Source organism: Pseudomonas sp. NFIX10 (genome assembly GCF_900111955.1).
In the GTDB taxonomy this organism is placed as follows: Bacteria; Pseudomonadota; Gammaproteobacteria; order Pseudomonadales; family Pseudomonadaceae; genus Aquipseudomonas; species Aquipseudomonas fluorescens_AA.
The window spans coordinates 1-19,125 of record NZ_FOKH01000048.1 but is presented as its reverse complement, the minus strand read 5'-3'; the positions used below and the strand labels follow the sequence as shown (position 1 = coordinate 19,125).

Sequence of the window (19,125 nt, the reverse complement as noted above, 5' to 3'; positions counted from 1 at the left end):
AAAAGGAAATCGTTTATGAAGAAGTTGAGCTTGATACTGGGCTGTGTCCTGCTGTTCGCAGGGTTCGCCCAAGCCGCGGAAAAACCGCTGATCCGCCTCGGCGCCCGGGTGTTCACCGAGCAGACACTGCTGGCGGAAATCACCGCGCAATATTTGCGCGCCAAGGGCTACGACGCGCAGATCACCGGCGGCCTGGGCAGCAACCTGGCCCGCAGCGCCCATGAAACCGGGCAACTGGACCTGCTGTGGGAGTACACCGGTGTGTCGCTGGTGGCCTACAACCACGTCACGGAAAAACTCGACAGCGCCCAGTCCTACGCCCGAGTGAAGGAACTCGACGCCAAAAAGGGCCTGGCCTGGCTGGCACCGTCGAAATTCAGCAACACCTACGCCTTGGCGCTGCCGGAAAAAGTCGCGCAGAAATATCCGCAGATCAATTCCATCAGCCAGTTGAACACGGTGTTGCAGGCCGAAGCCGATGACAATCATCTGGTGGCCCTGGACACCGAATTCGCCAACCGTTCCGACGGCCTGGCGGGCATGGTGCAGCAGTACGGCATGAACCTGACCCGCAAGAATATCCGGCAGATGGACGCGGGCCTGGTCTATACCGCCCTGCGCAACAGCCAGGTGTTCGCCGGCCTGGTGTACACCACCGACGGCCGGCTGAACGCGTTCAAGTTGAAGCTGCTGGAAGACGACAAGCACTACTTCCCCGACTACACCGCCGCGCCGGTGGTGCGCCAGGCGTTCCTCGACGCGCACCCGCAACTGGCCGCGCAGCTCAAGCCCCTGGCCGAGTTGTTCGACGATGAAACCATGCGCCAGCTCAACGCCCGCGTGGACGTCAACCATGAAAGCCCCTCCGCCGTTGCCGCCGATTTCCTGCGCCAACATTCGCTGCTCTCAACCCAATGACCTGGAGGAAAAGCCATGGATTTTCTTGACGCCTTTTCCCATCTGGACTGGCCGCTGGTGCTGCACCTGACCTGGCAGCACATCACCCTGGTGGGCATCGCCGTGACCCTGGCGATTGTGGTCGGCGTGCCCCTGGGCATTTTCATGACCCGCTTCCCGGCGCTCGCCGGCCCCTTGCAGGCCAGCGCCACGGTGCTGCTGACGATTCCGTCGATCGCGCTGTTCGGCCTGTTGTTGCCGTTCTATTCCAAGTTCGGCCAGGGCCTGGGCCCGATGCCGGCGATCACCGCGGTGTTTCTCTATTCCCTGTTGCCGATCATGCGCAACACCTACCTGGCCTTGACCGGCGTCGAACCGGGCATCCGTGAAGCCGCCCGCGGCATCGGCATGACCTTCGCCCAGCGCCTGCGCATGGTCGAACTGCCCATCGCCGTGCCGGTGATCCTGGCCGGCGTGCGCACCGCCGTGGTCATGAACATCGGCGTCATGACCATCGCCGCCACCATCGGCGCCGGTGGCCTGGGCGTGCTCATCCTCGCTTCCATCAGCCGCAGCGACATGTCGATGCTGATCGTCGGCGCCGTGCTGGTCAGTCTCCTGGCCATCTTCGCCGACCTGCTTCTGCAATGGCTGCAACGCTCGCTGACCCCAAAAGGACTATTGAAATGATCGAACTTCAAAACCTCAGCAAAACCTTCAAGAGCAACGGCAAGGACGTCAAGGCCGTGGACTCGGTGAACCTGATCGTCAACGAAGGCGAGATCTGCGTGTTCCTCGGGCCGTCGGGCTGTGGCAAAAGCACCACGCTGAAGATGATCAACCGGCTGATCCCGCCCACCTCGGGCAAGGTGTTGATCAACGGCGAAGACACCACCGGCCTGGACGAAGTGACCCTGCGCCGCAACATCGGCTACGTGATCCAGCAGATCGGCCTGTTCCCGAACATGACCATCGAGGAAAACATCACCGTGGTCCCGCGCCTGCTGGGCTGGGACAAGCAGAAGTGCCACGACCGTGCCCGCGAACTGATGAGCATGATCAAGCTCGAGCCCAAGCAGTACCTGCATCGCTACCCCCGTGAACTGTCGGGCGGCCAGCAACAACGGATCGGCGTGATCCGGGCCCTGGCGGCCGATGCGCCGCTGTTGCTGATGGACGAACCGTTCGGCGCGGTGGACCCGATCAACCGCGAGATGATCCAGAACGAGTTCTTCGAGATGCAACGGGCGTTGAACAAGACCGTGATCATGGTCAGCCACGACATCGACGAGGCGATCAAGCTGGGGGACAAGATCGCGATCTTCCGCGCCGGCAAGCTGGTCCAGTTCGATCATCCGGATACCCTGCTGGCGCATCCGGCCGACGAGTTCGTCAGCAGTTTCGTCGGCCAGGACAGCACGCTCAAGCGCCTGTTGCTGGTCAAGGCCGAAGACGCCGCCGACAACGCCCCGTCGGTCAGCCCCGAAACCCCGGTGAGCGAGGCGCTGGAGCTGATGGACGAACATGACCGTCGCTACGTGGTGGTCACCTGCGCCGAGAACAAGGCCCTGGGCTATGTGCGACGGCGCGACCTGTACCGTCAGAGCGGCACCTGCGCACAGTACCTGCGGGAATTCAACGCCACCGCGGCCTACGACGAACACCTGCGGATCCTGCTGTCGCGCATGTACGAGTTCAACCGCTCGTGGCTGCCGGTGATGGACGCCGAGCGGGTGTTCCTCGGCGAGGTCACCCAGGAATCCATCGCCGAATACCTCAGCTCCGGGCGCTCGCGCGGCGGCAAGACCAGTATTGTCTCGCCGGCCGAGACCGCCTCTGCCTGACCGGGCACAACAGCTTGATCGTTCCCACGCTCTGCGTGGGAATGCCTCCACGGACGCTCCGCGTTCGGCTTTGGGACGCAGAGCGTCCCGGGCTGCATGCCCACGCAGAGCGTGGGAACGATCATCCGGTGGCCTGAAAAACCGATTCAATTGAACATCAATCTGTCACGCAGGTCGGTTACATCATGAGCTGTCGCGGGCCGCACGACGGATGTGTGCAAAAACGCGACATTTTTAGTTGATCTCAGGCCCCTCACGCCCTAAAGTTCGCGCCGAACGTCCATGCTGGAAACGATCCATCCGGCTCAAGTACTGACGACGAGACAGCAAGGCCAAGGGAATCATGTATCCCATGGCCTTTTTGCTTTCGGCGACATGCCTTGGGAAGTAGGCGAACCAAAGTGGGGATACGGAGGACGTTCACGAGGGCTGCTTGCCCTCACACCCATTGATCCTGATGTTTGCCAGTAGGAGTCCCAAGTATGTCGATCCAGGTCGAAGATTATTTCGCGCGCGAAACTTTCCAGAAAATGAAAGCGTTCGCCGACAAGCAGGAAACCCCGTTCGTGGTGATCGACACCGCGATGATCTCCCAGGCCTATGACGACCTGCGCGCCGGTTTCGAATTCGCCAAGGTCTACTACGCCGTCAAGGCCAACCCGGCGGTGGAAATCATTGACCTGCTCAAGGACAAAGGCTCGAACTTCGACATCGCCTCGATCTATGAGCTGGACAAGGTCATGAGCCGTGGCGTGGGCCCGGACCGGATCAGCTACGGCAACACCATCAAGAAATCCCGCGACATCCGCTACTTCTACGAGAAGGGCGTGCGCCTGTACGCCACCGACTCCGAAGCCGACTTGCGCAACATCGCCAAGGCCGCGCCGGGTTCGAAGGTTTATGTGCGGATCCTCACCGAAGGCTCGACCACCGCTGACTGGCCGTTGTCGCGCAAGTTCGGCTGCCAGACCGACATGGCCATGGACCTGCTGATCCTGGCCCGCGACCTGGGCCTGGTGCCGTACGGCATTTCGTTCCACGTCGGCTCGCAACAGCGCGACATCAGCGTCTGGGACGCGGCCATCGCCAAGGTCAAGGTGATCTTCGAGCGTCTGAAGGAAGAAGACGGCATCGTCTTGAAGCTGATCAACATGGGGGGCGGCTTCCCGGCCAACTACATCACCCGCACCAACAGCCTGGACACCTACGCCGAGGAAATCATCCGCTTCCTCAAGGAAGACTTCGGCGACGACCTGCCGGAAATCATCCTGGAGCCGGGCCGTTCGTTGATCGCCAACGCCGGTATCCTGGTCAGCGAAGTGGTGTTGGTGGCGCGTAAGTCCCGTACCGCTGTCGAGCGTTGGGTGTACACGGATGTGGGCAAGTTCTCCGGCCTGATCGAAACCATGGATGAAGCCATCAAGTTCCCGATCTGGACCGAGAAGAAAGGCGAGATGGAAGAAGTGGTCATCGCCGGGCCGACCTGCGACAGCGCCGACATCATGTATGAGAACTACAAGTACGGTCTGCCGTTGAACCTGGCCATTGGCGATCGCCTGTACTGGTTGTCGACCGGAGCCTATACCACCAGCTATAGCGCGGTGGAATTCAACGGCTTTCCGCCGCTGAAATCGTTTTACGTGTAATGCGTTCGGGCGCTTGAACGACCATCGTTCGGGCCCTGTTGCGTAATAGAAGACGGCGTTTTCCAGAAATGGAAAGCGCCGTTTTTTTGTTCCTGATGAGACCGCGTATCCCCTGTGGGAGCGAGCTTGCTCGCGATAGCAGTGGGTCAGCCGACAGTGATGTGGCTGACAGGCCGCTATCGCGAGCAAGCTCGCTCCCACAGGATTTTGTCGCTCACCTCATCACTGATCGGCAACTTTTAGGTGTGTTTATGAATGCTTCTCGATAACACACGGCATAATGCGCACCGTGATGAACAGTACTCGATGAACAAGGCGGGCGACGTGTTGAAGAAAACCCTGTTCCAGTTGCACTGGTTTTTCGGCATCAGTGCCGGGCTGGTCCTGGCGTTGATGGGCGTTACCGGGGCGGTGGTGTCGTTTCAGGATGAAATCCTGCGGGCCTTGAACCCGCAGGTGCTGACGGTCGAGAAGCAACCGGCCGGCGTCTTGCCGCCCGCCGAGCTGGTGGAGCAGATCGAAGCCGCCTCCGGCAAGACCGTCGCCATGCTCTGGGTCGAGACCGACAGCGGCAACGCCGCGCGGGTGATCTTCGCGGCGCCCCCCGGGGGAAAACGTGATGCCATGCGCTATTTCGACCCCTACACCGCACAGTTCATGGGTGAGGTGACCGGCCAGGATTTCTTTGGCCTGATGCTCAGGCTGCACCGCGTCCTGACCCTGGATGACGTGGGTCGGCAAATCACCGGGGCCTGCACGCTGATCCTGGTGTTCTTCTGCCTGTCCGGGTTATACCTGCGTTGGCCACGCCAATGGAAAAGCTGGCGCGCCTGGCTGACCCTCGACTGGGGGAAAAAAGGCCGTAGCTTCAATTGGGACCTGCACTCGGTGGCGGGCACCTGGTGCCTGGTGTTTTATCTGCTGGCGGCACTGACCGGGCTGACCTGGTCCTACGACTGGTACAACAAAGGCGTGACCCGCCTGCTTTCCGATTCGCCGGAAGAGGAACGGGTGCGCAATCGCGGCCCGGCGCCCAGCGGCCCACTGCCCGTGGCCGATTACCGGGCCATGTGGAGCAGCATCTACAGCGCAGCCGGCCCGGGCCTGTCCGCCTACAACGTGCGCATGCCGCCCGTGGCCGGGCAGCCGGCGACCGTGCTCTACCTGCTGAAAAACTCACCTCACGACCGGGCGCTGAACCAGCTCATCCTCGACCCGGCCACCGGTGTCATCAGCCGGCATAGCCGCTACAGCGACAAGAGCCTCAAGGCGCAGTTGCTGACCAGTGTCTATGCCCTGCATATCGGCAGCTACTTCGGCCTGGTCGGGCGGATCCTGGTGACCGTCGCCGCGCTGACCATGCCCCTGTTCTTCATCACCGGCTGGTTGCTGTACCTGGACCGTCGCCGCAAGAAACGCCAGGCCAGAAACGCCCGCCAAGCCCTGAGCGCCAACCCGACCGATGCGCCGGCCTGGCTGATCGGCTTCGCCAGCCAGAGCGGTTTCGCCGAGCGACTGGCCTGGCAGACTGCCGGCCAACTCCAGGCCGCCGGCTTGCCGGTGAAGGTCCAGCCATTGGCCGATGTTCGCGAGCAAGACCTGAACAACGCCACACACGCGCTGTTTGTCGTCAGCACCTTTGGCGACGGCGAAGGGCCGGACAGTGCCCGCGGCTTCGAACGCAAGGTGTTGGGCCAGGCCTTGAGCCTGGAGCGCTTGCAGTATTCGGTGCTGGGCCTGGGCGACCGGCAATATGAACACTTCTGCGGTTTCGCCCGGCGCCTGCACGCCTGGCTGGCGGAGCACGGCGGCAAGACCCTGTTCGCGCCGGTGGAAGTCGACAGCGGCGACCCTTACGCCCTGCGTCACTGGCAACAACAACTGGCCGAACTGACCGGACAGGCGCCTGCCGACACCTGGCAGCCCCCCAGTTTTGAAAACTGGACCCTCAGCCAACGTACCCTGCTCAACCCCGACAGCAGCGGCTCGGGCGTGTACCTGCTGGGCCTCACCGCCCCCGGGCCGAGCAGTTGGCTGGCCGGTGACCTGGTGGAAATCCTGCCGCGCAATGACCAGTGGGCCATCGAGCACTTCCTTGATGGCCTCGGCCTCTCCGGCCAGGCGCGGGTGCAAGTCGATGGCCTGCCCCAGAGCCTCAATCAGGCCCTGGCGACCCGCCAACTGCCGGAAAACCGCGCCCACCTGGTCGGCCTGCATGCCCAGGCGCTGGTGGAGGCGCTGGCACCGCTGGCCATGCGCGAATACTCCATCGCCTCGATCCCGGCCGACGGCGTGCTGGAGCTGATCGTGCGCCAGGAACGTCACGTCGACGGCAGCCTGGGCGTCGGTTCCGGCTGGCTGACCGAACACGCACCGCTGGGCAGCGCCATCAGCCTGCGGCTGCGCCGCAACAGCAGCTTCCATCTGCCGCCCCAGGGCGTGCCGATGATCCTGCTGGGCAACGGCACCGGCCTGGCGGGCCTGCGCAGCCTGCTCAAGGCCCGCGTCACCGAGGGCATGCAGCGCAACTGGCTGCTGTTTGGCGAGCGCAACCGCGAGCACGATTTCCACTGCCGCGATGAGTTGCAGGAATGGGTGACCTCCGGCGACCTGGAACGCCTGGACCTGGCCTTCTCCCGGGATCAGAAGCGGAAGATCTACGTCCAAGACCGTCTGCTGGAATCGGCCGCGCTGCTCAAGCAGTGGGTGGCCGACGGCGCGGCGATCTATGTCTGCGGCAGCTTGCAGGGCATGGCATCCGGGGTGGATCACGTGCTCAACAACGTGCTGGGACGCGAGGAAGTGGAGCGACTGATCGAGCAGGGGCGGTATCGGCGGGATGTCTACTGATCCTGGCCGCAACATCATCCCTGTGGGAGCGAGCTTGCTCGCGATAGCGGATCTTCAGTCAACACTTCATTGACTGACACACTGCTATCGCGAGCAAGCTCGCTCCCACATTGGTTTTGTGGCGAACTTCAGATTCAAACCGGCTGCAACTTCTTCTCGAACACCGCCACCCCTTCCAGATCCCGCAACACCACGCTCATCTCCCCGCTCGGTCCATCGATGTTCACCTCGCCAAAGAATTGATACCCGGCGAACGGCGAGGTGTTCTGGGCCGGGGGCGCTTTCTGGAACACCACTTCCGGGCCGAAGGTCTTGTCCAGGGCATTGGGCCCGAAGCTACCGGCGTTCAATGGCCCGGCGACGAACTCCCAGAACGGTTCGAAATCCTGGAACGCGGCGTGTTCGGGGTGGTAGTGATGGGCGGCGCAATAGTGGACGTCGGCGGTGAGCCAGACGTAGTTGCGCACCTGATGCTTGCGCAGGTAACCCAACAGTTCGGCGATCTCCAGTTCACGCCCCTGGGCCGCGCCCGGGTCACCGTTGGCGACTGCTTCCCAACGCGGCACGCCGGGGCTGACCTCGCCATCCGGCACACCGAGGCCGATAGGCATGTCGGCGGCGATGACTTTCCACTGGGCGCGGGATTGCTTCAACTCGCGCTTGAGCCAATTCAATTGCTCACGCCCCAGGAACGGTTTGGCCGCGCCGAGGTTGGCGTCGTTGGCTTCGCGGTAACTGCGCATGTCCAGCACGAACACATCCAGCAGTGGCCCATAACCGAGCTTGCGGTAGATCCGCCCGCCGCCGTCGGCCTTCTGCCGGCGCATCGGCGCATATTCCAGCCAGGCCTGTCGCGCACGCCCCACCAGGCTGTGGATATCCTTGGTCTGGTAACGCTCGTCCAGTTGCTTGCCCGGCGACCAGTTGTTGACCACCTCATGGTCGTCCCACTGCCAGATCTGTGGCACTTCGGCATTGAAGCGGCGTACGTTTTCATCCATCAGGTTGTAGCGATAGTTGCCGCGATACTCATCCAGGGTCTCGGCGACCTTGCTCTTGGCCTCGGTGGTGAGGTTGCGCCAGATGCGTCCACCCTCGGCGGTGATTTGCGCCGGCACCGGGCCGTCGGCGTAGATGGTGTCGCCGCTGTGGATAAAGAAATCCGGCAGGCGCAAGCGCATGGCTTCGTAGATGCGCATGCCGCCGATGTCCGGATTGATCCCGAAACCCTGGCCGACGGTGTCGCCGCTCCAGACAAAACGAATGTTGCGCTTGAACTGCGGCACGCTGCGCAGGTGGCCAAGCCAGGGTTCGCTGGCCACCCCGCTTTGGGCGTCCTCGAAGTGCACACGGTAGAAAATCGCCTGGTCGCGGGGCAACCCGGTGAGCTCGACCCGGGCGGTGTAATCACTGCGGGCGTCGGCCATGGGCGAGACGAAGCGACGGGGATTGGTGAACTTGCTGCGAGTGTCCCACTCCACCACCATCCGCGCCGGACGGTCGCTGCGGCTCCAGATCATCGCCCGGTCGCCCTGCAAGTCGCCAGACTGCACACCGTCGGTGAGCACCGGGCGATCCTTGACCGAAGCCATCACCGCCGGCGCCAGCCCCGGCAACAACAACCCCGCTCCCACGGCTTGCATCACCCGACGACGGCCCAAGTCGAATTCGCTCATGGTGTTCTCCCTTGAAATGGGAAAACTTAAGCATGGCTGTGTGAAGTGGGTGTGACAGGCGTTTCATGCCCGCCCCAGAACCCCCTGTGGGAGCGAGCTTGCTCGCGATAGCGGTGTATCAGTCGACCACTTGGTTGCCTGACACTCCGCTATCGCGAGCAAGCTCGCTCCCACAAGGGATTTCATTGCTTCAAAGAAGCGATCAGACCTTGGCCGGCTCCAACGCCATCTCCACCACCTCAGGCCGCTTGAGCAGCGCGTACACCACTGCCGTCAGCAGGCTCCCCGCCACGATCGCCAGCAAGTACAACAACGCATGGTTGATGGCGTTGGGGATCAGCATCACGAACAGGCCGCCGTGGGGGGCCATGAGCTTGCAGCCGAAGTACATCGACAACGCACCGGTCAACGCACCGCCGGCGACGCTCGCCGGGATCACCCGCAGCGGATCCTTGGCCGCGAACGGGATCGCGCCTTCGGAGATGAAGCACAGTCCCAGCACCAGTGCCGCTTTACCGGCCTCGCGCTCGGTCTGGGCAAATTTGCGCCGGGCGATGAACGTGGCGATGCCCAGGCCAATGGGCGGCACCATGCCGGCAGCCATGGTCGCGGCCATCGGTGCATAACTCTGCGAAGCCAGCAGCCCCACCGAAAACGCATAGGCGGCCTTGTTGATCGGTCCGCCGAGGTCGACGCACATCATCGCCCCCAGCAGCACGCCCAGCAGAATCGCATTGGTGGTGCCCATGCTGTCGAGGAAGTGGGTCAAGGCGTCGAGCATGCCCGCCACCGGTTTGCCGACGATGTAGATCATCACCAGGCCGGTGAACAGGCTCGCCAGCAGCGGGATGATCAGGATCGGCTTGAGCGCTTCCAGGCTCTGGGGCAAGCGCGCGTAGCGGCTGATCGCCTTGGCCGCGTAACCGGCCAGGAAACCGGCGATGATCCCGCCAATGAAGCCGGCGCCCAGGGTGCTCGCCAGCATCCCGCCGATCATGCCGGGCGCCAGGCCCGGCCGGTCGGCGATGGAATAGGCGATGTAGCCGGCCAGCAACGGCACCATCAACTTGAACGCGGTCTCGCCGCCGATCTGCATCAGCGCGGCCGCCAGGGTTCCAGGCTCCTTGAAGGCCTCGATGCCGAACACGAACGACAAGGCGATCATCAAACCACCGGCCACCACCATCGGCAGCATGAACGACACGCCCGTCAGCAGGTGCTTGTAGGCGCCGGTCTTCTCCGACTTGGCCGGGGCGCTGGCGCCGCTCGACGCGTTTTCCTGGCGACCTTCGACCAACGCTTTGTTCAGCGTCGCTTCGGCCTGTTTCAAGGCGATGCCCGTGCTGCAACGGTAGATCTTCTTGCCGGCAAACCGCTCGGTGGCGACTTCAATGTCGGTCGCCAGCAACACCACGTCCGCTTCGGCGATGGCCTCGGCGCTCAACGGATTGCGCGCCCCCACCGACCCCTGGGTTTCCACTTGCAGGTCGTAGCCCAGTTTCGTCGCCGCCTGCTGCAAGGCCTCGGCGGCCATGAAGGTATGGGCGACGCCCGTTGGGCATGCCGTGATGGCGACCAGGCGCGGGGCCCGCTCGGCCGACGCCGCCGACTCTTGCGCGAACACATCTGCCTCGCCCAGAACCTCAGCCTCTACGGCGCCACGACGCAACACCGCATCAACGTCCTGGAGGGCCAGGGCCGGCGTGCTGCGAAACACCCGCTTGCCGACGAACCGCGACAGGTCCACCGGGCCGCTGGCGACCAGCAACACCCACTCCGCCGCTTCGAGAGTCGCCGCCGACAACTGGCGTTCCGGATGGGCCGCGTCATGGACCTCGACGCTGGTGCTCCAACCCTGGCGCTGCGCCGCGGCGTCCAGCAGGCGGGCGCACAACACACTGGTAACCATGCCGTTCGGGCAGGCCGTCACAATGGCTAGTTTCATTCTTGCGAACCCTCTTATTGTTCTGTCAGGGGGCGCACGCGCACGCCCTGTTCAAGCGACGCCAGCACCGCGGTGTCGTGGATGCCAAAACCGATCTGCGTGACCGCCATGGCGGCGATGGCCGTGGCAGTGCGCAGTGTCTGTTCCGGGGTGTCGGCGCTGAGCAGGCCATGGAGCATGCCCGCCAGCAGCGAATCCCCGGCGCCCACAGTACTGGCGACGCTGACCTTGGGCGGCGAGGCATGCAACGCCGCACCGACGCTGAACCAGTTCACGCCATCGGCACCGTGGGAAATCACCACATGCTCGATACCCTGGGCATGCAGGCGCTGCGCCGCGTGCGCCTGGGCCGCTTCGCTCACCACCTCGCACCCCAGCGCATCGGCCAGTTCCTCGGTGTTCGGCTTGATCAGCCACGGCCCCGCCGCCAGGGCAACGCGCAAGGCTTCGCCACTGGTGTCGAGGGCCACGTTCAGGCCGAGTGCCTTCAAGCGTGCGATCAATGCCTGCAACCACTGCGGGCTGACGCCCCGGGGCAAGCTGCCCGCCACCACGACCACGTCGTGGCCGGGGGCGATCTGCTCCAAACGCGCCAGCAAGGCCTGCTGTGCGGCGGCATCGACCACCGGGCCTGGCCCGTTGAGGTCAGTGATGCGCCCGTCCTGCTCGGCCAGCTTGATATTGCTGCGGGTCTCGCCGGGGACACGGATAAAGGCGTCGACAAACCCGCGCTGGACGAACAGCGTCTCGAACACCTGGGCGTTGTCTTCGCCCAGAAAGCCACTGACCGTCAGCGTATGACCGAGGTCTGCCAGCACCTGGGCCACGTTCACGCCTTTGCCGGCGGCATGGGTGTGCATGTCGTCACTGCGGTTGACCTGCCCTGGTTCCAGGCGCGCCAGTTCCACCGTAAGGTCGAGCGCCGGGTTGAGGGTCAGGGTTAGAATCTTCGCCATTACAGCGCCTCCACTAATGCGCGCACGTCATCGGCGCTGCCCACGGCCAAGGCCGCTTGGGCCAGGGTTTGGACTTGCGCCAGGCTCAGTTCGCGAACCCGCGCCTTGACCTCGGCAATGCTACGGGCGGAGACACTCAGCTCGTCCACGCCCAGGCCCACCAGCACCGGCACCGCCAGCGGATCGGCCGCCAATTCGCCACACACACCGACCCATTTGCCATGGGCATGGGCGGCGCGCACGGTGATGTCGATCAGTTGCAGCACCGCCGGATGCAAGCCATCGGCCTGGGCCGAAAGGGTCGGATGCCCCCGGTCGATGGCCAGGGTGTATTGCGTCAGGTCATTGGTGCCGACGCTGAAGAAGTCGACTTCCTTGGCCAGCACCGGCGCGAGCAACGCGGCGGACGGCACTTCGATCATGATCCCCAGTTGCAGGTCCGCCACGGGGATTTCCCGGCGCAGGCGCTCGGTCATGTCCCGGGCCTGGCGCCACTCGTCGACGCTGCCCACCATCGGGAACATGATCCGCAGCGGCCGGCTGTCCGCCGAGCGCAACAGGGCACGCAATTGCGCTTCCATGACCTGCGGGCGCTGCAACGTCAGGCGAATGCCCCGCACACCGAGGAACGGGTTTTCTTCTTTCGCGATCGGCCAGTACGGCAGCGGTTTGTCGCCGCCCACATCCAGGGTGCGCACCACCAGCGGCCGCCCGCCCAGGCCATCGAGCACCTTGCGGTATTCGGCTTCCTGGGTCGCTTCGTCCGGCGCCTGGCTGTGGGCCATGAAAATCAGTTCGGTGCGCAACAGGCCAATGCCTTCGGCGCCCTGCTCCACCGCGCTGGCGACGCCGGCGCTTTCGCCAATGTTGGCGAACACTTCCACGGCATGCCCGTCACGGGTCAGCGCCGGTTCGTGGCGCTGCTCGGCCGCGACCTTGAGACGCTGCTCGCGGGTGTCGCGTTCTTCCTTGGCGCGCTGCAACGTGGCGGCGTCAGGGTCCACATGCAGGCGACCGCGCTGGCCATCCAGCAGCAAGGGCGTGCCCGGCGCCAGCAGCAATACCGCTGCCCCCGCGCCCACCAGCGCCGGAATGCCCAGGGCACGGGCGACGATGGCGCTGTGGGCGGTGGCGCCGCCACGGGCGGTGAGAATCCCTGCCACACGGGTCGGGTCCAGGCGGGCCACGTCGGACGGGCCGACTTCGTCCATGACCAGGATGTAGGGTTGATCGGGCTCGTTCGGGGTTTCGACGCCACACAGTTGCGCCAGCACCCGACGGCCGACGTCTCGCAGATCGGCGGCCCGTTCGGCCAGCAAGGCATCCTGCAAGGCTTCCTGCTCTTTGGCGGCGGCTTCGATCACGCCCATCCACGCTGCTTGCGCACTCTCGCCCAGCTTCAAGCGGGTGTCGACTTCGTCGGTCAGTTCCGGGTCGTCGAGCATTTCCTGGTGGGTGATGAAGATTTCGCGGATGGCCTTGGCCTTGGCGCGCTCGATCAGGCCCTGGATGTCACGGCGCACCTGATTCAAGGCGTTCTGCAGGCGCTCGCGCTCGATGGCCGCCGATTCACCGCGCAGCGGATAGTCGATGGCCTGCAATACCTGGATGTGCGCCGGGCCGATGGCGATGCCCGGGGCGGCGGCGACGGCCTGGATCAGGCTGCCGGATTCGGGCGCCAGCATGACGGTCGCGACCTCGGCCATCACGGTTTCCCGTGGCGCACTCGGTGGCGGCAACGGTTCGACCTCTTCGCCCAGGCCTTCTTCGATGGCGGCCAGCAGTGCCGGCAACGCGTCGTTGGCGATGCTCGGTTCGGCGATGAACTCCAAGACCTGGCCGCGACGGGCGCCCAGGCTCAGCAGTTTGCTCAAGCTCTTGGCCGACACGGCGCTGTCCTGGCCGTCGACGATGCGCACGCGGATTTCGCCGTCGAAGCTTTTCGCCAACTGGGCGAGGATCTTCGCCGGGCGTGCATGCAGGCCATGGGCGTTGGCCAGGCCGATGCGCGCGCTGGGCCAGTCGGCGGGCAATTCACCGCCGAGCACTTCCAAGACCTTGCGGCTGCTGGTGGCGCGGCCCAGTTCGTGGCCGCGGCCTTCGATCAGCAAGGCGCAGAGCCTTTCCAGCAAGGCTTGGTGGGCCTCGCCGAGGCTGGCGAGGCAGAACAGACCGCTCAACGGTTGGCCCAGGTAACGGATGGGTTTGTCCGGGGTGACGAACGCCAGGCCCGGGCGCTTGACGGTCTGTTCGCTGTGCAGCCACCACAAGCCATCACCCAGGGGCAGCGCCTCGACTTGCTGCAACACGCCGGCAAAGCCGTTGCTCACGCAGTCGGCCTGGCGCAACAGGCGAGCGCCGCGCCATACCAGTTCTTCAAAATCGTCAGCCGACACACCGAGGCCGATCATCTGGGCATCCAGGGCCAGTTCCTGCGGCGCGCCTTGCAGCAGCTTCAGCAACGCTTCGGCGGAACCGGCACGGCGCAAGGCCTGGCCCAGGTCCGTCTCGCCGAGGGCGCGGGTCAGCAGTTGCAGCAGGCGCAGGTGCTCATCGGACTTGGCGGCGATGCCGATGGCCAGGTAGACAATCTGACCATCGCCCCAGTCCACGCCTTCGGGGAATTGCAGCAGGCGCACGCCGGTGGAATAGACCAGGTTGCGGGTCTGCGGGGTGCCGTGGGGGATGGCAATACCTTGGCCAAGAAAGGTCGAACCCTGGGCTTCACGGGCCTGCAAGCCAGCGAGGTAGCCCTCGGCTACCAGGCCATCGGCCACCAGTTTGTCGGCAAGCAGTTGCAGCGCAGCGTCTTTATCCACGGCCGTCTGCGCCATGGATATCTGCTCTAGAGTGAGCTCGAGCATGCTTTCTCCTTTTTGGCGTCCGGGTTGGCGCCAGGTATTGTTTTGAATGAATCAGCTTAGCGTTACAGGACGGTTTTTGGCGGTATCGCGGCAGCACGGCCAAAAATCCTGCTAGCCTTGAAAATACGCTTGCTGAAACGTTTAATCTAGAAAGATTGGCACGTTACTCGATAATCTCTCATCGTTGAAGTGCAACTTGTCGTAAGCGCTTGGGCGGTAACCGTCAGCTTGAATCGGGTAGGATGGCCCTAATCCTCGGGACTCACTCGAAAAAACAAGGAATACCGGGTTGAAACTCAGTGATATTGCTCAATTGGCCGGTGTGTCCGTCACCACCGCCAGCTATGTCATCAACGGCAAGGCCGAACAGCAACGCATCAGCAGCGCCACCGTCGAACGGGTGCGGGCGGTGGTCGAGGAACATGGCTTCACGCCCAATCCTCAGGCCGCCGGGCTGCGCAGCCGGCACACCCGCACCCTGGGTTTCATCCTGCCAGACCTGGAAAACCCCAGTTACGCACGCATCGCCAAGTTGCTGGAACAAGGCGCCCGGGCTCGGGGCTATCAGTTGCTGATCGCCAGCTCCGATGATGCGCCCGACAGTGAACGGCAGCTGTTGCAATTGTTCCGCGCCCGGCGCTGCGATGCGCTGATCGTCGCCAGTTGCCTGCCGGCCGGCGACGACAGCTACCTGCAGTTGCAGGCCAAGGGCATTCCGATCATCGCCATCGACCGGGTGATGGAACCGGCGCATTTCTGCTCGGTGATCAGCGACGACCGCCAGGCCAGCTTGCACCTGACGCGCAGCCTGCTGGAGACCCACCCTCGACAAATCGCCTTGATCAGCGCCCGTCCCGAATTGAGCATCAGCCAGGAACGGGCCGCAGGTTTTCGCGAAGCCTTGGCCGGGTTCGAGGGGCAGGTGTTGATCGAGCATGGCGAGTCGTTCAGCCGTGAATGCGGCCGTCAGTTGATGGATGAAATGCTCGCGCGCCTGGGGCATCTGCCCGATGCGCTGATCACCACGTCCTATGTGCTGCTGCAAGGGGTGTTCGATGCCCTGCATGATTTCCCGCTCAAGTCGCGGCCATTGCGCCTGGGCACGTTTGGTGACACGCAGTTGCTGGATTTCCTGCCGCTGCCGGTCAATGCCATGTCCCAACAACATCAGTTGATCGCCGCCAAGGCCCTGGAACTGGCCCTGGCAGCCATCGAAAACGATGACTACCAGCCTGGCGTGCAGGCCATCGCCCGGACGTTCAAGCAGCGGATCCACCAGGGCTGACGTTTCCTCAGGATTGATGCATGGAGTTGATCGACACCCACACCCACCTGGACTTCCCGGACTTTGACGCGGACCGCCCGGCGCTGCTGGCCGAAAGCCGCGCCTTGGGCGTGCGGCAGATGGTGGTGCTGGGCGTGTACCGGGACAATTGGCAGCGGGTCTGGGACCTGGTGCAAAGCGACCCGGGCCTGCATGCCGCCCTGGGCCTGCACCCGGTGTACCTCGACCAGCATCGACCCGACGACCTGGCGCTGTTGCGCGACTGGCTGAGCCGCCTGGCCGGGCACCGGCAATTGTGTGCAGTGGGCGAGATCGGCCTGGACTATTACATCGAGACCCTGGACCGTGACCGCCAGCAAGCGCTGTTCGAAGCGCAGCTGGAACTGGCCGTGGCGTTCGAACTGCCGGCACTGATCCACGTACGCCGCAGCCATGCCGCCGTGATCGCGACCCTCAAGCGCATCCGCCCCACCCGGGCGGGGATCATCCATGCCTTCGCCGGCAGTTTTGAAGAGGCCCGCGAATACCTCAAGCTCGGCTTCAAGCTTGGCCTTGGCGGTGCGGCGACCTGGCCTCAGGCCCTGCGCATGCACCGGGTGCTGGCGAAACTGCCGCTGGATGCTGTGGTGCTGGAAACCGACTCACCGGACATGGCCCCAGCGATGTTTGCGGGGCAGCGCAACAGCCCGGCGCACTTGCCGGCGATTTGCGAGGCGCTGGCCGGGATCATGGCGGTGACGCCCGAGCGACTGGCCGAGGCCAGCACCGCCAACGCCCGCGATTTGTTCAACTGGTAAAAAACCTGTGGGAGCGGGCTTGCTCGCGATAGCGGTGTATCAGTCGAAAAACAGGTTGCCTGACACTCCGCTATCGCGAGCAAGCTCGCTCCCACAACGGCCTACACCCGAAACGCATTGATCAGTTGCTTGAGCTGCACCACCTGGGCAGACAGCTCACGGCTGGCGTTTTCGGTCTGGTGCGCGCCTTCGGCCGTGCGTTCGCCGGCGCGGTTGATCTCGACGATGTTCTGGTCGATGTCATGGGCCACGGCCGTCTGCTGCTCCACGGCGGCGGCGATCTGCTGGTTCTGGTCGACGATCATGCCGACCGCACCGAGGATATTTTCCAGGGCCTGTTGGACCTTCTCCGATTGACCGACCGTGCCACTGGCCATCTCATGACTGGTGCCCATCGCCTTGACGGCGGCACCGACACCGCCATGCAGGCGGGCGATCATCGCTTCGATTTCTTCGGTCGATTGCTGGGTCCGCTTGGCCAGGGTCCGCACTTCATCGGCCACCACCGCAAAACCCCGCCCCTGTTCACCGGCACGGGCGGCTTCGATGGCGGCATTGAGGGCCAGCAGGTTGGTCTGCTCGGCGATGCTCTTGATCACATCCAGCACGCGGCTGATGGCCTGGCTGTCGGTCGCCAGTTGGTTGATCACCTGCACCGACTGGTCGATCTCACTGGCCAAGCGGGCGATGCTGCCCTGCTGCGACTCCACCAACCCGCGCCCGCTGAGGGTCTCGTCGTTCACGCTGTGGGCACTGCTCACGGCAGCGGCTGCACTGCGGGCCACTTCCTGGGCCGTGGCCGACATCTGGTTCATCGCCGTGGCCACCAGTTCGATCTGGCTGCGCTGGCCGGCGACGGCCTGGTTGCTCTGGGCCGATACCGTTTCCACCCGCCCGGCCTGGCGTTCGACTTCCGCGACGGTGCGGCTGACCTGTTCGATCAGATCATGGATCTTCGCCACCGTACCGTTGAACACTTCACCCAGTTCGCCCAGCTCATCCTTGCTGCGCGCCACGAAATTGACCGTCATGTCCCCCGCCGCCACTTTATCCATCATCTGGCCCAGGTGTTGGAGGGTGGTGCGGGTCGACGCGTAGAAGCCGGCGTACAGGTAAAAAATCAGCAGGAACACCGCCACCAGCGCCACGGCCTGCAGCACCATATGGCTACGATTCTGCTCAAGCCGCTGCTGCAACTGCACACCGAGAAAGCCCTGGGTCGCTTCGTTCAGCCGATAAGTCTGCTCCATCAGGCCGCTGATCTGCTCGAAGAACGCCGGCCACGGTGCATCGAGGGTGTCGGCCATCACCACTTGCTCCTCGATCAGCTCCGACGCTTTCTTGAGGGTGCTCTTGCTACCGTCGGCCTGGGCGCCAAGGGTTTGCCCGGCGGCCTTGCTGGAGCCGAGGGCGTCCTGCAGTTTCAAGTCATACTCGCCTTGGAGCTTTTCGATCTGCGCCAGCAACTCGTCGAAGCGGGTGCTCGATGCCGAATTGAGAAACCCCAGCCCCAACGAGGACGCGCCCAGCGCCCGGCCATCGCCGAGGATCTGGGTGACCTTGGGGATGGTGCCGATGATCAATTCGCTGAGTTGGCGGATGTCGCTCTGGTTGTCGCGGCTCAGCCCCGCCTGGCTGGCGATGATCTGGCTGAACATCTGGGCGCTGTTGAGCAACTTGCCGATCAGCGCACTCTTGCTCTGCAGGGAGCTTTCCGCCTGCTGGGCCTTGAAAGCAGCGATCATCTCATCGCGCTTGGCCTCGAAGGCACTGACCTGCTCGGGCTCGATGGCCATGGCGGTCATGCCTTGCAAGCGCGTGAGGACCTGTTGCTCCAGGCTGCCGATCTTCGCTTCGACATCACCAGCCTTGCCGGACTGGCCCAGGCTGGCGTTGATCTGCACCAGGTTGTTGAGGGTTTCCAGGTCCCGGCGCAGGGCCAGGCTGCTGCCCAGCAGGTCGAGGCTTTGCAGCTCCACTTGGGTGCCCTGGAATTCCCGATAGGAATCACGCACCAGAAAGAAGTTGGTCACCAGCATGGGTAGCAGGAACAGCACGCTGATCAGGCTGAACTTCATGCCGAAGCTCAGGCGGTTCATCAGCGCGACGGCGGGCCAGAGCAAACTCTTCACAAGGAAGCCTCCCGGTAGTGTTCTTATTGTTATGAACTCGCGCACAGAGACAGCAGAAAGCCACTATTCGGGCGCTGTCCCTGTATAGCCTAAATCGGCGGGGAGATTTGTAACTTAAGGTTAACGAGCGACCTGCCCTTTGTGGCGAGGGGATTTATCCCCGCTGGGCTGCGATATAGGTAGTCCGTTCCTTGCTCCCCCATACTGATACTCGCTGGAGTCCGGTTGTCGCG

General features: G+C 63.8%; 11 protein-coding genes and 2 pseudogenes. 7 read left to right on the top strand and 6 right to left on the bottom strand.

Annotation, left to right across the window (positions count from 1 at the left end; genetic code table 11):
• The first annotated feature begins 15 nt into the window (after positions 1-15).
• The 5 genes from BM321_RS28525 (at position 16) to BM321_RS28505 (ending at position 7,237) form a co-directional block, all read left to right on the top strand.
• Entirely contained in the window at positions 16-918 is a 903-nt protein-coding gene (locus tag BM321_RS28525; RefSeq protein ID WP_092446330.1) for a glycine betaine ABC transporter substrate-binding protein, read from the top strand.
• Positions 919-933: 15 nt separating this feature from the next.
• Positions 934-1,587 carry an ABC transporter permease gene (locus BM321_RS28520; protein ID WP_060739198.1) on the top strand — a complete coding sequence of 218 codons (654 nt, stop codon included), beginning with the start codon at positions 934-936 and terminating at the stop codon, positions 1,585-1,587.
• On the top strand, positions 1,584-2,741 hold the full coding sequence (locus tag BM321_RS28515) for an osmoprotectant ABC transporter ATP-binding protein OsmV (protein ID WP_072411274.1): 1,158 nt from the start codon (positions 1,584-1,586) through the stop codon (positions 2,739-2,741). Before BM321_RS28520 ends, BM321_RS28515 begins: the two co-directional genes overlap by 4 nt.
• A gap of 482 nt (positions 2,742-3,223) precedes the next feature.
• On the top strand, positions 3,224-4,387 hold the full coding sequence (locus BM321_RS28510) for a type III PLP-dependent enzyme (RefSeq protein ID WP_072411286.1): 1,164 nt from the start codon (positions 3,224-3,226) through the stop codon (positions 4,385-4,387).
• Between the two features lie 324 nt (positions 4,388-4,711).
• Positions 4,712-7,237, top strand: coding sequence for a PepSY domain-containing protein (locus tag BM321_RS28505; protein WP_175534994.1), 2,526 nt, complete (start codon positions 4,712-4,714; stop codon positions 7,235-7,237).
• A gap of 134 nt (positions 7,238-7,371) precedes the next feature.
• Here BM321_RS28505 and BM321_RS28500 read toward each other — a convergent pair whose 3' ends face one another.
• The 4 genes from BM321_RS28500 to ptsP form a co-directional block, all read right to left on the bottom strand.
• On the bottom strand, positions 7,372-8,913 hold the full coding sequence (locus tag BM321_RS28500; protein ID WP_092446326.1) for an alkaline phosphatase D family protein: 1,542 nt from the start codon (positions 8,911-8,913) through the stop codon (positions 7,372-7,374).
• A 202-nt stretch (positions 8,914-9,115) separates the two neighbouring features.
• Entirely contained in the window at positions 9,116-10,858 is a 1,743-nt protein-coding gene (locus BM321_RS28495) for a PTS fructose-like transporter subunit IIB (protein WP_092446324.1), read from the bottom strand.
• A gap of 14 nt (positions 10,859-10,872) precedes the next feature.
• A complete protein-coding gene (gene pfkB, locus BM321_RS28490; RefSeq protein ID WP_092446322.1) occupies positions 10,873-11,814 on the bottom strand; it encodes a 1-phosphofructokinase in 942 nt (313 codons plus the stop codon).
• On the bottom strand, positions 11,814-14,678 hold the full coding sequence (gene ptsP / locus BM321_RS28485) for a phosphoenolpyruvate--protein phosphotransferase (RefSeq protein ID WP_092446320.1): 2,865 nt from the start codon (positions 14,676-14,678) through the stop codon (positions 11,814-11,816). The genes pfkB and ptsP overlap by 1 nt, the downstream gene beginning before the upstream one ends.
• A 289-nt stretch (positions 14,679-14,967) precedes the next feature.
• Here ptsP and cra point away from each other — a divergent pair, with 289 nt between their 5' ends.
• Together cra and BM321_RS28475 are read left to right on the top strand one after the other, a co-directional pair.
• A complete protein-coding gene (gene cra, locus BM321_RS28480; RefSeq protein WP_092328521.1) occupies positions 14,968-15,963 on the top strand; it encodes a catabolite repressor/activator in 996 nt (331 codons plus the stop codon).
• A gap of 20 nt (positions 15,964-15,983) precedes the next feature.
• On the top strand, positions 15,984-16,760 hold the full coding sequence (locus BM321_RS28475; protein ID WP_092446318.1) for a TatD family hydrolase: 777 nt from the start codon (positions 15,984-15,986) through the stop codon (positions 16,758-16,760).
• Positions 16,761-16,861: 101 nt separating this feature from the next.
• Here BM321_RS28475 and BM321_RS31455 read toward each other — a convergent pair.
• Positions 16,862-17,434, bottom strand: a pseudogene (locus BM321_RS31455) (methyl-accepting chemotaxis protein); the annotation flags it as partial.
• 285 nt (positions 17,435-17,719) lie between these two features.
• Positions 17,720-17,923, bottom strand: a pseudogene (locus tag BM321_RS31450) (HAMP domain-containing protein); the annotation flags it as partial.
• Positions 17,924-19,125 lie beyond the last annotated feature (1,202 nt).

Bases quoted from the DNA above. Each gene is read 5' to 3' on its own strand.
- BM321_RS28495 (WP_092446324.1), bottom strand. From the start codon at position 10,858: ATGAAACTAGCCATTGTGACGGCCTGCCCGAACGGCATGGTTACCAGT.
- BM321_RS28475 (WP_092446318.1), top strand. From the start codon at position 15,984: ATGGAGTTGATCGACACCCACACCCACCTGGACTTCCCGGACTTTGAC.
- ptsP (WP_092446320.1), bottom strand. From the start codon at position 14,678: ATGCTCGAGCTCACTCTAGAGCAGATATCCATGGCGCAGACGGCCGTG.
- BM321_RS28520 (WP_060739198.1), top strand. From the start codon at position 934: ATGGATTTTCTTGACGCCTTTTCCCATCTGGACTGGCCGCTGGTGCTG.
- pfkB (WP_092446322.1), bottom strand. From the start codon at position 11,814: ATGGCGAAGATTCTAACCCTGACCCTCAACCCGGCGCTCGACCTTACG.
- BM321_RS28500 (WP_092446326.1), bottom strand. From the start codon at position 8,913: ATGAGCGAATTCGACTTGGGCCGTCGTCGGGTGATGCAAGCCGTGGGA.
- BM321_RS28510 (WP_072411286.1), top strand. From the start codon at position 3,224: ATGTCGATCCAGGTCGAAGATTATTTCGCGCGCGAAACTTTCCAGAAA.
- BM321_RS28525 (WP_092446330.1), top strand. From the start codon at position 16: ATGAAGAAGTTGAGCTTGATACTGGGCTGTGTCCTGCTGTTCGCAGGG.
- BM321_RS28515 (WP_072411274.1), top strand. From the start codon at position 1,584: ATGATCGAACTTCAAAACCTCAGCAAAACCTTCAAGAGCAACGGCAAG.